At 39.6% G+C, this 14569-nt stretch carries 15 protein-coding genes; 2 read left to right on the top strand and 13 right to left on the bottom strand.

Annotated features, from left to right (window positions below; all coding sequences use genetic code 11):
- Positions 1 to 54: 54 nt before the first annotated feature.
- From AC1DEF_RS06335 to AC1DEF_RS06295, 9 genes are all read right to left on the bottom strand, one after another.
- Positions 55 to 768 carry a hypothetical protein gene (locus AC1DEF_RS06335; protein WP_047931478.1) on the bottom strand — a complete coding sequence of 238 codons (714 nt, stop codon included), beginning with the start codon at positions 766 to 768 and terminating at the stop codon, positions 55 to 57.
- A gap of 16 nt (positions 769 to 784) precedes the next feature.
- Positions 785 to 2779, bottom strand: coding sequence for a ribonuclease YeeF family protein (locus AC1DEF_RS06330; protein ID WP_097823205.1), 1995 nt, complete (start codon positions 2777 to 2779; stop codon positions 785 to 787).
- A gap of 18 nt (positions 2780 to 2797) precedes the next feature.
- Positions 2798 to 3055 (bottom strand): YwqI/YxiC family protein, encoded by a 258-nt coding sequence (locus AC1DEF_RS06325; protein WP_013083474.1) that lies wholly within the window; start codon positions 3053 to 3055, stop codon positions 2798 to 2800.
- The gene (locus AC1DEF_RS06320) at positions 3052 to 3483 is read right to left on the bottom strand and encodes a YwqH-like family protein (RefSeq protein WP_013057382.1); all 432 of its coding nucleotides are present in this window, start codon (positions 3481 to 3483) and stop codon (positions 3052 to 3054) included. Before AC1DEF_RS06320 ends, AC1DEF_RS06325 begins: the two co-directional genes overlap by 4 nt.
- Positions 3484 to 3819: 336 nt before the next feature.
- Positions 3820 to 5214 (bottom strand): MATE family efflux transporter, encoded by a 1395-nt coding sequence (locus tag AC1DEF_RS06315; protein ID WP_477727365.1) that lies wholly within the window; start codon positions 5212 to 5214, stop codon positions 3820 to 3822.
- Between the two features lie 154 nt (positions 5215 to 5368).
- A complete protein-coding gene (locus tag AC1DEF_RS06310; RefSeq protein WP_025751627.1) occupies positions 5369 to 6001 on the bottom strand; it encodes an HlyD family secretion protein in 633 nt (210 codons plus the stop codon).
- Positions 6002 to 6030: 29 nt separating this feature from the next.
- The gene (locus tag AC1DEF_RS06305; protein ID WP_097823203.1) at positions 6031 to 7686 is read right to left on the bottom strand and encodes an MFS transporter; all 1656 of its coding nucleotides are present in this window, start codon (positions 7684 to 7686) and stop codon (positions 6031 to 6033) included.
- A 193-nt stretch (positions 7687 to 7879) separates the two neighbouring features.
- Entirely contained in the window at positions 7880 to 8317 is a 438-nt protein-coding gene (locus tag AC1DEF_RS06300) for a MarR family winged helix-turn-helix transcriptional regulator (protein ID WP_043982995.1), read from the bottom strand.
- Positions 8318 to 8434: 117 nt separating this feature from the next.
- The gene (locus AC1DEF_RS06295) at positions 8435 to 9196 is read right to left on the bottom strand and encodes an exodeoxyribonuclease III (RefSeq protein WP_097823202.1); all 762 of its coding nucleotides are present in this window, start codon (positions 9194 to 9196) and stop codon (positions 8435 to 8437) included.
- A gap of 171 nt (positions 9197 to 9367) precedes the next feature.
- Between AC1DEF_RS06295 and AC1DEF_RS06290 the strand changes: the two genes are divergently transcribed.
- On the top strand, positions 9368 to 9526 hold the full coding sequence (locus tag AC1DEF_RS06290) for a hypothetical protein (RefSeq protein WP_165802510.1): 159 nt from the start codon (positions 9368 to 9370) through the stop codon (positions 9524 to 9526).
- An 86-nt stretch (positions 9527 to 9612) separates the two neighbouring features.
- Positions 9613 to 10872, top strand: coding sequence for an erythromycin esterase family protein (locus AC1DEF_RS06285; protein ID WP_097823201.1), 1260 nt, complete (start codon positions 9613 to 9615; stop codon positions 10870 to 10872).
- 36 nt (positions 10873 to 10908) lie between these two features.
- On the opposite strand, the gene AC1DEF_RS06280 is transcribed toward AC1DEF_RS06285, so the two are convergent.
- The 4 genes from AC1DEF_RS06280 to AC1DEF_RS06265 all read right to left on the bottom strand — a co-directional run bounded on the left by AC1DEF_RS06280 (position 10909) and on the right by AC1DEF_RS06265 (position 14564).
- The gene (locus AC1DEF_RS06280; RefSeq protein WP_097823200.1) at positions 10909 to 11382 is read right to left on the bottom strand and encodes a heme-degrading domain-containing protein; all 474 of its coding nucleotides are present in this window, start codon (positions 11380 to 11382) and stop codon (positions 10909 to 10911) included.
- A 13-nt stretch (positions 11383 to 11395) separates the two neighbouring features.
- The gene (locus tag AC1DEF_RS06275) at positions 11396 to 12430 is read right to left on the bottom strand and encodes an oxidoreductase (protein ID WP_097823199.1); all 1035 of its coding nucleotides are present in this window, start codon (positions 12428 to 12430) and stop codon (positions 11396 to 11398) included.
- A complete protein-coding gene (locus AC1DEF_RS06270; protein WP_097823198.1) occupies positions 12427 to 13197 on the bottom strand; it encodes a DeoR/GlpR family DNA-binding transcription regulator in 771 nt (256 codons plus the stop codon). Before AC1DEF_RS06270 ends, AC1DEF_RS06275 begins: the two co-directional genes overlap by 4 nt.
- A 275-nt stretch (positions 13198 to 13472) precedes the next feature.
- Positions 13473 to 14564, bottom strand: coding sequence for a toxic anion resistance protein (locus tag AC1DEF_RS06265; protein WP_097823197.1), 1092 nt, complete (start codon positions 14562 to 14564; stop codon positions 13473 to 13475).
- Between the last annotated feature and the right edge of the window lie 5 nt (positions 14565 to 14569).

The raw sequence follows: 14569 nt of genomic DNA, 5'->3' as shown, positions 1-14569 counted from the left end.
AATGTTTTAGAAATAAAACGTAGATTATACTTTCTTTATCTACGTTCTATTAATTTATTCAAATCCTATAACCATCCATTCATCCACTACATCCCAGAAATTTAAGTTATATTCTGGTTCTTCTTTTGAAGACCACAAAGTAGCATTGTCATTCAGACTGTTTTTATAGTCAACTACTACATAAGTTCCCATTCCATTGCTGAAAAATCCATAAGAAGATGTGAAATCAATTCTCAAATTATGTTCTCCAATTTCATCAACAATCTCCCATTCATAATCATCTAGATACGTAACATCTTCTAGTGACTCTAACCCCATTGACTTACTTGGATAATAGTAAAATCCATTATGAACATTTTCATAAAAGCTTCTAATTTTATCCGGGATTTTACTCCAATCTTCTTGAAGCTGCTCGTTGTTAAAGTATTCTTTAGGGTTTCGACCTTCATAATATAAAATTTTCCCTCTTGAATTTTTCACCGAATACAACATAGAGTATCGATTACCAATAGCCATTAATTCAACATCAATTAAAAATTCATTCAGGAAAGATATGGTATTGCTCATTTCACTACTTACATATCTTTTCCATACATTTAATATTTCACTTATCCTAATAGATTTATCTTTCTCTTTAAAAATTCCTCTCCATTCATCAGGAATTAAATCCTTTTGGATATTATCAATGTCATTAGGTCCTATTAAGCTCACAGATAGTTTCTTACTTAGTGTATATTTATTTAAGAAATCTAATTTATCTTGAAGCATTATCCCTGTCAACTCCCTATTCTTTTAAAAATCCATCTATTAAACCCTGTATTTTCACTTGCAATTCTTTTTCAATTCCCATCATTTTCTTTCTAAACGTTGGATCAACCTCAATATTTCTTTTTTTATATATTACCCATTCCTCATAAGTTTTTGACCCTTTAGAAGTATTAGCAATTTTACTTAATCCTATAAAGTTATCCCTATAATTTAACAAAGCTACTTGCTGCTCATAAGTTAACTTGTCAAAACCTTCCATACGCGCAATGTTCTTCATAGGTACTATGTGATCAGCTTCTAATCTCTTGGTAATCTCTAGACCAGGTAGCGCAGGGTCAGGCATAGGCAAGTCAACCCCTTCATTCACCATATCTCTAAGCTCATCAGTAGGCGTTTCTTTTCTTAATCTACTATAGAGTTTATCAGATATTTTTTGATCACCGTACCGTGCTCCCGATTCACTTTCAACTCTCCGAGCCGTTTCACCAGTTTCACCACTCCGAACCGAAAACATCCGCCCAACATCTTTTCCGGTAATCCACTCATCTACCACTGGCATACGCGTTCCAGTCAGCGGTTCTTCTACTACTCGGACCTTCTTAGGAGCCAGCTTAATATCTCCGGCTTGACTAATTTTCTTTTTGACGTAATTCGAAGAAGAACGATAAGCTTTCTGGGCGCTTTGCAGCGGCGGCATAATACGTTGAGTCGCTTGTTTGCTAAGTACATTCCGCATATCACTAAGTTTCTTCGCTCCGTTTGCCACGGCATTAGCGCCTGCTTTCGCTGTTTTCCCCGCTGCCTTCGTAGAAAGCGCCCCAGCTCCAGCAATTCCTAATGCTTGCAGAAGGCTTGCTTTACGCTGCTCTTCACTGATTTTATTCCCGAACATGTCGCGTCCGGTCATGTATTCTCCTAGGCCGTTTGCGGCCACAAGACCGTAGAGGCCTTTTTCGGTTTGCTCCAGGACTTTGAAGGATTTGGCGGATTTGTAGGCGTCTAAGGCGTGATCCGCTGCGCTTAGGCCTTTAGCCGTTTTGTAGATGGCTTTTCCGCCTTTTGCGGCTCTTCCTACCCAGCCGACAACCGGAATGAAGCCGGCTGCTGCCATGGCTCCTGCTGCGACGCGCTGTGAGGTAGAAAGTTTTTCACCCGTAACAGGGTCCACGCCTTCTGCTGCTCGTTTATAATCATAATATCCGCTGACCTCTCCTGTAAAGGTAGAAACCGCGTCCCACGTTTTTTCATACCACGGCTTGTTTGCTTCTTCTTCTTGCTTTTTTTCCAGCTCGTATACTTCTTCTTGCTGCTTGTTGTAGTCAACATATGAAGTTGCATAGTCGTTTAGCTTTGTTTGAACTTTATACAGCTCGCTGTCGTGATAGGCTTTTTCGTCAAAGGCAAGCTGATAGACACTTCCTCCTTGACTCGTAGCCAGCTCTAAGCCGCTTACTAGCGTATCCACTACCGCATAGAAGTCGTCCATTTCGCTGTATTCTTTTGACCATTCAGCGTCAAGCTGGTTCACTGCTTCAATTGTATCGGTGCGTTTTTTCTCTGCTTCTTCTATTTTATCGTTAAACTCACTCGTTGAAAACGCTGAAATAGAGACGATGTCGTCAATGCCGTTTAAAATACTCTGCAGATCGTCGTGCTGCTGCGCAACCATTTCTTTAGCATTGCTGTTAACGTTTTTTAGCTCTGTTTCTAAAAATGATTCAGTTACAATCGTGCTTCCTGATAGCTTTGCTTTTTCAGCTTTAACGTGAAGCGTTGAAAAATAGCTTTGCTGCATTTTAATTAAGTTTTCCCACTGTCCGGCCGTATCGGCGTGCTGCTTATAAAAAGATTTTATATTGTCAGCGCCTTTTCCTTCTAAGCTGCCTTCTAAGTCCGCTACGCCCTGCAGCGCTTTTTTCAGTTCACCCAGCTGACTGAGTAACTCATCGTAGGCTTTTTCCCTGTCTTTTGCTACATCAAACAGCGCTTTTGCATCGTATACCTTTCCCACAGTCATCCCCCTTTGCTGCTACGAATGGATAATAGATTCGTCTTGTTCTTTTAGTAAGTCTACATTAGATTTTGTATCTTTTACGTTTTTGTTTAGTGCTTTTATATAAGTAGAAATAAGCGTTTGAATTTCTTCTTCGCGCGCTTCCCATTTCTCTGTAGTATCAAGGCTGTTTTTTCCAAGGTCAGGCATTTTGCTAATGGATAAATTTCCAATCGCTGTGCTGACTGCTTCAAGCTTTTTGATAACGTCAGCGTGATCAAGCTTAATTGTCATGAAAACAGCCCCCTTCTAATTTCACTAATCTTGTTTTCTACTGCGTCATAGGCTTCTTCACCTTTAGCTAATAAAGAATCCGCTTCTCCAATAACGGCGTTCAAGCCACTCAAAGCTCCTTTTTCAGCTTCTAGCGCCCATATCTTTGTTTCAATTTCACGAATGTATCCATCGTAATCACCGTCTAAAATGCCTTTTATGTTGTCGTAGGCTGCCGTACGTTTTTCGTCAAAATCATCCGATAACGTACCCGTCCATTTGTCTCCCAGCTCAGGCTTTTTGATGTGTTCAATTTCTTTTAATGAAACAGCTTGTTCATGCTCAATTTTACTTTTAGCCGTTCTTAGCTTAGAAATTTTCCCTTCTACATCTGAGACTCTTCCAGATACTTCACCCAGCAGTCCGTCTAATACGCTTCCTAACCCCATATCGTTCCTCCTGTTCCGCACATTTCGAGTTTAATCCAATAATTATAAGTATAAAATTTGTCTCATTATAGCTAAATAGGAAAAAACTCTCTTTTTTATGCTTCTAGTTTCATGAATTGAGATAAAAATGAAAAATAAGAGAAAAAAGACTCATGTCTAAATACGTTACCCAACCATATACCGTTATCTAAAACAAAGAATAAGTAGAATAAAACCATTCCTTTGTACCCATACCCGTTTTTTCCCACAAATTAAAGCTTTTTGCGTAAAAAGACCAACTTCACTTCGTTTTTTCACACAGCAAAAAACCTCTGCACATCCTGCAGAGGTTTTGTTTTATACTTGAACCGGCGTTGGTTCTTCAGCTGTTTGTTCGTGCTGTATAAGTCCGTAGTTTTCCCATGCTCGGCTTTTCCAGCGGAAAAACATAATAACTGCGCGCGTCCATTCATCGGCTGCGATGGCAAGCCAAATGCCAGCGAGCCCCATGTCTAAATGGAAAACGAAGAAATAACCGAGCGGCAAGCTCATCATGACCATCGACATCGCACCAATTAACACCGGATATTTGGCATCTCCCGCTGCCCGCAGCGAGTTAATCAGCACAATGTTCATCGTTCTTCCCGTTTCAAGCACAATGCTCAGAAGCAGCACCGTCGCCCCAAGCTCAATGATATGCGGATTGTCTGTAAACACGCTGATCAGCTGTGTTCTGAATGTCATCACAAGAACAACCATCATCATCGTTACGGCACTGGCCCATTTGACGCTTTTCCATACGCGATGGTACGCTTCATCTTTTTCGTTTCCGCCTACTAAACGGCCGACAATAATCGCTGTACCCATTCCAATTGCAATGGCAAATAAGTAAATGAACATTGAAATATTCATCGCGTACTGTCTCGCAGCAAGTGATTCTGCTCCTAGGTAGGTTGCATAGTATAAAAAGACAATTTGACAGCCTTGATACATCACTTGTTCAAAAGCCGACGGAATACCGATTTTTAAAATTTTACCGATATATTCTTTTGAAAGCGTAATGTAGTATTGAAATTTTACTCTATATTCCATCACTTGATACAGCAGCCAAAAGAACACAATAAGGGCAACGAATCGGCTGAACGCAGATGAAATCGCTGCTCCTTGCACGCCCATTTCCGGAAAGCCGAACTTCCCGAAGATTAAAGCATAGTTTCCTGCAATATGAAAAATGTTCATTCCAAGTGAAACAAACATTGCCTGCTTCGTAAAGCCATGTACGCGAATAATCGCTGCAAGAGAGTTAATAATCGCTTGAAGAAAAATAGCTCCTCCAACGATGGATAAATAGCTTTGTGCATATATCAGTATGTCACCTTGTAAGTTCATCGCTTCCATCATATGTCTGGAAAACAAAAGAAAACCCGCGCTAATGACTAGCCCGACTCCTAAATTTAACGTAACGGCCAAAGCAGAAATCTTTGACGCTTCCATATACCGTTTTGATCCTAAATACTGAGAGACAACAATTGCCGCTCCGTTACCAATGACCTCTAACACCAAAATCGCAATGTGAAGGTATTGATTGGCTGCTCCAACTCCTGATACGGCATCATCCGACAGCGCACTTAGCATAAAGGTATCAGCAATCCCCATTAACATAAAAAGAAACACTTCTAAAAAGATCGGCCACGTTAAGAAAAACAAATTCAGCTTTTCTTTTGGCCCTTTTTTTGTTTCGACCGCGGTCATCCCATCACCTTCTTTACCGATATCCAATTTCAAACAAGAAGTATCTTACCACACATTTCCTTTGTATACATCCCCTTTTTAGCACATTTTTTATTTTATTTGTTTAGGCATAAAAAAAGCCGCTCCCTTAGAGGAAGCAGCTTTTTTTCCGTTATTAAATTGAAATTTTCACTTCTGCGTTCATACCTGGAAGAACTTTATCTGATGCATCATCAATTGAAATTTTCACCGGTACTTTTTGCGTTACTTTTGTATAGTTTCCTGTATTTTGAGCAGGAAGCATAGAAGACACTGAGTTTGTTGCGCGGCCGATTGCTTCAACATGACCTTTGAAAACTTTACCTGAGTCTCCGTCCACTGTAATATCGACGCTGTCTCCTTCTTCTAAGTCACCTAGGTCTGTTTCTTTAATGTTTGCATTGATGTAGATTTTAGATAAATCAGCTGTTTGTGCTAACACATCGCCAGCTTTTACTAATTGATTTTGAGATGCGTTGTTTTTAATAATTGTTCCGTCAATCATAGACGTTACGTCTGTTGATTTTTCGCCTTCTTTTAAGCTTCCAACAGAATCACCTTGAGAAACGCTATCTCCTTCTTTTACATTCCATTCGCTTAACTGACCGTTAGCTGAAGCGATGACTTGTGAAAGCGGTGCTTCTACCTGCGCTTCATCTGTTTTAACGTAATTTGCTTTTTCGTAGAAATAGTATCCACCAAAGCCTACTAGTAATAAAATCACAATGATTCCAACAATGTTAGTAACCAATAAACGACTTTTACTCATCGGAATTCCTTCTTTCTATAGTTAGTATATTATACAGAGGTTTCTTCTGTTTGAGGTGCCGGCAGCATTTTTCTTTCTTCTTGCGGCTCAGCTTCTTCTTGAACCTCTTCTTTTTGAACAAGAATTCTATTTTCACCGCTCCACGCTTTACTTAGTGAAGCAATGAGCATAATTACGCCTAAAATACCAAGCATGAAAAATAAGTTATGATACGCATGTAAAATCGACGCTTTTTTAGCGCCTGCTACAACAGCCGTCACAGCCGATGTTTTTGCGTCCGCTTGACTCATTCCCATACCCATATAGCGTTTGATCATTTCAGACAGCTGCACCTTCACCTGAGGATCTACTGAGCTAATTTGACCTCGAAAATCTTCATAATAAATCGCGTTTTGTCGAACAACAAACCATCCAATCACAGGTGCTACAATCGCCCCTAATAAATTTCGAATGGAGTGCAGTGAAATGGAACGCATCGAAGCTTGATGTAAATCTCCGGCTAGTGCCGCTCCTAGCGCGCCGGATACCAGTGCCATACTAACACCCATACCAAAGAGCATAATGTGAACATATAAACTTACTAGTGATGTATCAGCTGATACGTTCACCCAGCTAAATCCTACAATGACAATAAGAAGTGATCCAATTGCTCCAAGGTAACCTGGACCAAATTTGTCATATAAGAATGTCGTTGCAAACGCTGAAATCAGTACCCCAACAAAAAAGTATAAATAAAAATAAGAAAGCGTGGTGTACGATGCATTTTGCACATTTTGCATGACGCCATTAATACCTGCAATGGCTAGAATATACGCCATATGACCGCCAATTGCCATAATTGTACCTGCAACTGGTTTTACGGCTAGCAGCGATTTTAATGGTACTAACGGATTTTCAGCCGCTAAATCAACTAAGACAAAAATGACAACTAATCCTGCTGCAGCTAGTAAGAACGGCCACACTTGAATAGAAGCAAATCCTTCGTATCTTAGTTCATACAGTGGATACACTAATAAAATCATAATAAGACTAAGAATAAAGATACTTTTCTTATCCACTGGTCGATCTTCTTGCTGAGTTGGATCATGAGCAGGTAATACCTTATATCCAATAAACAGACAGACAAGAGAAGCTATTATTCCTAAAACAAAAACCCAGCGCCAATTATCCATGCTAAGAGATACAGCACCTAAAAAGGCTCCAATCGCCGTTGAACCGAACAGTCCGCCGATTGCTAACACTAAAAAGAAGTTTCGGATTTTATTCGGAAACGAGATCAGCGCAGCTGGAATAATGGTTAAAAACAGCATTCCTGAACTTAAGCCTTGAATCAGACGACCAAGGGATAAAAATGCAACGTTTTCCGAAAAAACGTTGATAATTGAACCCGCTAAAAAGACCAAAACGAACGTTAAGTATGCTTTACGCACGCCATATTTTTTCGTGAGCATCGGACCAATCGGTACCCCAAGTCCAAATGCCAAGTTAGAAATAATAGATGGCAATAGTAAGCTTTGTGTACTCGCATCAAATCGATTTTGAATCAATACTTGATTGACCGTGTAAGATAAATTCAAAAAATACTGAGGGCCAATTGAAAATAGCGTTAAAATCGCCATAATCAAGTATTTAGGTACGCTTAAACCTTGTTTGTCGGAGGCTACTGCTGGATTATTCTGACTCATATTTATTCCTCCTTTTATTAAATTCTTTTCATATGACTAACAATTCCTTACATATTTTATTGTACAAGTTGTATCATGCAAGTTATAGCAGCACTACATATTATACATCTTTTAAAGAAGAAATCAACTTCTTTGTTTCAACTTAAAAAGACTATTTTTCAATAGCCTTTTTGTTTATCTATATGTATTCGCTTTAACATCCATTACTGCGCCATTTTTTAAAATCGAGATTCAAGCGTGATAAGCTTTTTTCTAGTGCTAAAATCTCTTCTTCCGACCAGTCTTCCAATACTTCAGCATAGGCTTGTTTACGCTTGTTTTGTACATGCTGCAAAATATCTTTTCCTGAATCCGTCATTTCAATTAAACTAATTCGCCCGTTTTCTGGACTTGGAAAGCGGCGAACAAACTGTTTGGTTTCAAGCGCAGATACTTGCCGGCTAGCTGTAGATAAGCTCAGCTTTAAATTTTCAGCTAATGCATTAATCCCGAGCGGACTGCGCTGATCTAGCTCGCTTAACAGTAAATATTCAGAACGGTCCAAGCTTCCAAGCTTCGGACTGTGCGTCGTTGTTAGACGAACAAGTAGCGCAATTTCGTGCTCAATGGTTTGCAGCGAGTCTCGCTTCACCTCTGTCTCCCCCTTTATCTCATAAAACATTCTGTATTTTTTAATATGTTTACTATACCGCAACCGTTCGCGTGAACCAACCTTTTTTCCGTTTTTCTTCTATTATATAGAAAGATATCATAGATGGGGTACATTTAATTCTAGCATCACAGGACAGTGGTCGCTTCTCATTACATGCGGATGAATAGCAGCTTCTTGAGTAACGTCTTTCATTCTCTCCGATACGATAAAATAATCAATGCGCCACCCGATATTTCGTTCTCGCACTTTGTTCATATATGACCACCAGGTATAGGATCCTTCTTGATTCGGATATAAATAGCGGAATGTATCAAGAAATCCACTAGCAAGAAGCGTCGTCATTTTCCCTCGCTCTTCTATGGTAAAACCAGAGTTTCCTCGGTTTGGCTTCGGATTACGCAAGTCAATTTCTTCGTGTGCTACATTTAAGTCTCCGCATAAAACTACCGCTTTACGGCTATTTAATTTTTTTAAGTACACGAGCAGATCATCTTCCCATTGAAGCCTTTCTTCAAGCCTTGCTAAGTCTCTTTTAGAATTTGGCGTATACACATTTACTACATAGCATTGTTCGAACTCAAGCGTGATAATACGTCCTTCGTCTTCTGATTCTTTATCCACGCCGTATGAAACGGATAAAGGCTTTTGCTTTGTAAAAACAGCCGTTCCGGAATACCCTTTTTTCACGGCATAATTCCAGTACTGATAATATCCTTCTAGCTGCAAATCAATTTGGCCTTCCTGCAGCTTCGTCTCTTGAATACAAAATACATCCGCATTCACTTCTTGAAAATAATCTAAAAATCCTTTTCGCACACACGCGCGAATGCCATTTACGTTCCACGAAATCAACTTCATAAACTCTTCACGTTCTCCTCACTCGATTTATGTATCAGTGTTTAGTGTAGACAATTTCTTGCATGAGTTCAAATAATTTAAAGCGTATACTTTTCTTTTCAAGGTATTCCTGATATTTCTTCTTATTTTATTTTCTGTATCTCAAACACTAGATACAAGAGGTGAAACATAATGTCAACAAACCACACGTATGAAAATAACGAAGAAGTTTCTGCTGTTTCTAAAAAAGAAGAGCACCCTACTAAAGAATGCGAAACACAGAATCAAACGGCGCTTACTAAAGAAGATTTTTCTTTAAATGATTCTGCCATTAAGCACTTTAGCAGGTAATTCATAAAAATAAAAACGCGTTAACTGGTAGCAAGACTCGCTGTCTCAAGCTCTTGCTATCCATTTCTTAAACATAAGGTGGTCGTATGCTAAAAACCATTCAAATGATAGAAGCCATTAAAAAACATTCTATGCCTTTTGCTGATGTCGATGACTTACTGCCGCTTATTAACACAGCAAGCCGCGCTCAATACGTACTTCTCGGAGAAGCCTCTCACGGCACATCTGAATTTTACGAAATTCGAGCAGCTATTACGAAAGAATTAATTCAGCATCATGATTTTTCCTTTATAGCAGTGGAAGGAGACTGGCCTTCGTGTTTTGAAGTTAATCGCTATATTAAAGGATATACAACTCAATACGCGAATGCCGAAGATGTCTTAAGATCTTTTAGCCGCTGGCCTTCATGGATGTGGGCCAATCAAGAAATAAAAGAATTGATTGAATGGCTTCGTGATTATAACAACAACTTGCCAGCACATCAGCCAAAAGTAGGTTTTTACGGCTTAGATGTATACAGCCTGTGGGAATCGATGGAAGCTATTATTGAGTACTTAGAAAACAACCACGCTCCTGATGCAAAGAAAGCGAAAAAAGCCTTTGAATGCTTTGAACCTTTTCATCGCGAAGCACAGATGTACGGAATTTCTTCTGCCCTTTACGGAAAAAACTGCATGGTAGAAATCTTAGAGCTTTTACAAACCATTCAGCAAAAAAAAGATACCTATACTCATGAGCCTGAGGCTTCGCTTAGTATGCAGGTAAATGCGCTGGTAGCAAGCCATGCTGAAGCTTATTATCATACGATGATTACCAACGACAATGAATCGTGGAATATTCGCGATCGTCATATGGTAGAAGCTTTAAAATATATTCAATCTTACTACAAAGATAGCGCTAAAGGAATTGTATGGGAGCATAACACTCACATCGGAGATGCAAGAGCAACGGACATGAAAAGCAGCGGCATGGTGAATGTAGGTCAGCTTACCCGTGAAGAATACGGACAGAAGCATGTTTACGCCGTCGGATTCGGAACTCATCACGGCACGGTCATTGCTTCTGATAGCTGGGGTAATCCTCATCAGGAATTAACCGTTCCTCCAGCTATAGAAGGAAGCTGGGAAGATGCCATTCACCGAGCAGGTGCTTTTGATCAATATCTCATGTTCACAGAGGAAAACCGAACATTTTTTCATTCAACGATAGGCCACCGCGCCATTGGTGTTGTCTACGACCCAGAGATTGAACAATACGGAAATTATGTTCCTTCTCGCTTGTCAAAACGATATGATGCTTTTATTTATGTAGAAAAAACACACGCCTTATCGCCACTCATCTTTTAATGAAATAAGCGGACTTCCAACGAAGTCCGCTTATTTTTATTGCAAAAAGCTACGAATCGTATCTGTCACAAGTTCATGATCTTCTTCTTGCGACATGCCTGATACAGTAATGGTTCCAATTACGCCAACGTTTTTAACCGAAATCGGAAATGACCCGCCTACCGCTTCGAATTCCTGAGGATTCGCTGCATAAAACTGCGCGTAAGAACGATCTTTTAACTCGCAGTACAGCTTCATATAATACGAGCTGTGATGGTGGCGAAGAACGGTATTTGATTTTCGTTTAATCCATTCTTCATGGTCGGGAATGGCCCCTTCCATCGCATGTTGAAAGAGAGTTTGACCATTTCGTTTAATACTTACAGTTACTGCCTTACCCTTGCTTTTTGCTTCATTAATAATGGCCGTGCCGATCTGTAACGCCTGGTCATTTGTAAATTGATGAAAGATCAGTTCTTTTTCCTGTTGAACTACTTTTTCAAGCAGTTTCTCTGTCGAATGATTACTCACTGTTTCTCGCTCCTTAGTTAAAATAAACCGCTCGTTTTTCCTTGCTGCTTTCAAATGCCGCTTCGATAACTTTAACTACGTCACGAGCTTCTTCTGCTGAAACCGGAAGCTCTTCTCCTCGAAGCAGGCTGTCGGCAATTTTTTGATAATACGTCACATAAGAACCGTGCAGTGTTTGAATTTCTTTCGTTTCGCCTTCGCCAGTTGTCAGCTTCCCGTAGTGTTCAGGGCTGTCGGCTCCCCACGTATCGTCCACAGGCTTCTTGCCGGCTCTTAGCATATCTTCTTGGCCGTCAATGCCGTATTTAATATAGCTTGCTTTTGTTCCGTGAACTTGAAAGCGCGGCCCGTTGCTTGGCACAATGGCACTTGAATGTAAAATAACGCGAAGAGAACCGTATCCAAGCACTACGTGGAAGTAATCATCCGTACGTGCATGATCTCGCTGACCAAATACATCAGCTTGAACAAATTCAGGCATTCCAAAAAGGTGTAAGGCTTGGTCTATTAAATGAGAGCCTAAATCGTAAAGCGCTCCTGACCCAGGTCCTTCATTTTCTCTCCAGCGGTCTCGAACAGCTGGACGATAGCGGTCAAAATGCGCTTCATACATTTTAACGTCGCCTAATTTCCCTTCTTCAATCAGCTGTTTCACCGTCAAATAATCATTATCCCATCTGCGGTTATGATAGACGCTTAGTTGAACATCTTGTTCTTTTGCTAATTGAATTAATTCATTTGCTTCTTTTTCTGATACAACCATTGGCTTTTCAACAATTACATGCTTGCCTGCGCGTAGTGCGTCTTTCACCATTTCATAGTGCATGCCGCTAGGCGTTGTAATAATAACTAAATCAATGCTGTCATCTTCTAGAAGTTCAGATAGAGTGCTCACTACTTCAACATCTTCTAAGTCACTCTTTACTTTTTCAGGATTTGAGCTCATTACCTTTGAAATATGAAATTCATCTAACACGCTTAAAAGCGGCGTGTGAAAGACCGTTGCTGAAAATCCGTACCCTACTAATCCTACTTTTATTTTCTTCATTGTGTTTCCTCTCCTTTATCAAAATCTGTTACGATAAGCCGCACTTGATTTTGCTCTATTTTTTCTTTTACATCCGCTTCTGGCTCTTTATTTGTGATTAAGATATCAATATCGCTCATATCACATACTCGATGTAAAAATTCACGTTCAAACTTCGTATGATCCGCAAGCATAATAACTTGTCTTGCACATTGAATCATCTGTCTTTTTAAAAATGCTTCTTCTTCACTTGGAGATGTAATACCATCTGCACCAACCCCGCACGTACCTAAAAACAGCTGATCTACTTTGTATTCCTGCAACGTAGAAATCGTTCTTGGCCCGGTGACGTTACGGTTTTTCCCGTTAAACTTGCCCGGCAGCAAAAACGTATCACACGCTGTATATTGATCGAGCAAATTCACATTATCAATGGAATTTGTAATAACGGTTACATGCTTTACATCCATATACTTCGCCATCAGTGAGATGGTAGAAGACGTATCTAAAAGCACGTCATACCCCTCCGACATTAACGAAGCTGCTTCTTTAGCAATTTGTTCTTTGGCTTTGGTAGGCGTTCGCTCACTGTAATCAATGATATGACTTGACGATAGCGTCGCTCCGCCTTTAACTCTCATAACCTCACCGTGTTCTTCAAGCTTGACTAAATCGCGTCTCGCCGTATCTTTTGAAACGGTGAACATATCGCAAATTTCGTCTAATGTAATCGTGCGGTGTGTGTGAAGGTATTCAATAATCGCACTCATGCGCTGCTCTTGATACACCCGAATACCCTCCTTTTTTACTTTGATATGAGCTAATTGTAGCGCAAAGAAAAGTTAAAAACCAGCAAAAAAACTTAAAATAATTAAGTTTTTTTCATTTTTAACTTAAATTATAAAAGTACATAAACGTCTTCTGGAAATAACTATCTTATTTTGGATAATACTTCTTTTATATCTGATACCCTTTCACGCTTTTCACTAATCTCTTACGGTTCAGACTTCCAGCAAACGTATAGGCAAAAAAAGCGGGAATCGTAAAGATTCCCGCTTTTTCGTTACATCTTATGTTCAAGCGCCTTGAAGTTTTCTTGAAATTGCGCTAAGCGAACAAGTCCTTCTTCACGAAGGCGTTTGTTTTCTTCTTCGATTGCTTTTGTTTCCTGCATTCCTTTCATAATAATATTCCACGTTTGTTCCATCGTTTCTACTTTTACGCTAGGAGCACCGGACATTTTGGCAATTTTAACGCTTTGCTGTGAAATGTTTTCTGCATTGCGAATGAGCAGCTCATTTGTGCGTTTGTCTAATTCGTTCATAGACTCCGCTACTAAATTTTGACGTTTTGCTGCGATTGCGTTAATAAGTCCATTTTTAAAAATAGGAATCGTTGTAATAAACGCAGAATTGATTTTGCCGATCAGCTTTGTATTTCCTCGCTGCAGCATACGGATTTGAGGAGCGGATTGATAAGATACTTGTTTTGCCATTTCTAAATCATATAATCGCTGCTCCATCAGCTCAACCGCATTTTTTAAGGTTTGAAGCTCCATTGCCGCCAGCTGATTTCCACTCGACGCTCTTTCTTCAAGCACCTTTAGCTCTTGTTTTAACTCTTCTACTTTTACTTCGCCCGCTACAATGTATTTTTCAAGCTCCATATAATACTGATAGTTTTGCTCGTAAAGCTGTTCAAGCGTCGTGGTTGAATGCTTCATTTCAGTTTCATATTTTGTAATCTCTACATATACTTTATCAATTTCAGAGCCCATTGTTTCATATTTTTGAAACAGCTTATCCACTATTTTTTGACCGCGTTTAAAAAGCTTAGAGAAAAACCCTTTATCTTCAACAAAATCCTTTGCATCGAATTTGTCCATAATCTTTCCAAGCTGCTTTAATAATTGACTTGACTCTTCCATGCTAGACGATTTAATTGTACTAAGCACTTTTCCGGAAAACGAGGAAATTTCATTGGCTGTTTCTTTCCCATACTCAAGTAAAGCCAGCTGATTTTTATAATCAATTTGTTCTGCTAAGCGACGTACTTCCGGCTCTTCTCGCAGTTTTGCTTTTACTTCATTAGGCTTTGTTTCTAAAACTTCTTCGGCTTCGTTTACATCTAAAGGCTGTAATTCGTTTGTTGCCATTTAAA

Source organism: Priestia sp. 10L35 (genome assembly GCF_056395685.1).
This window is presented reverse-complemented; position numbering and strand designations above follow the sequence as displayed.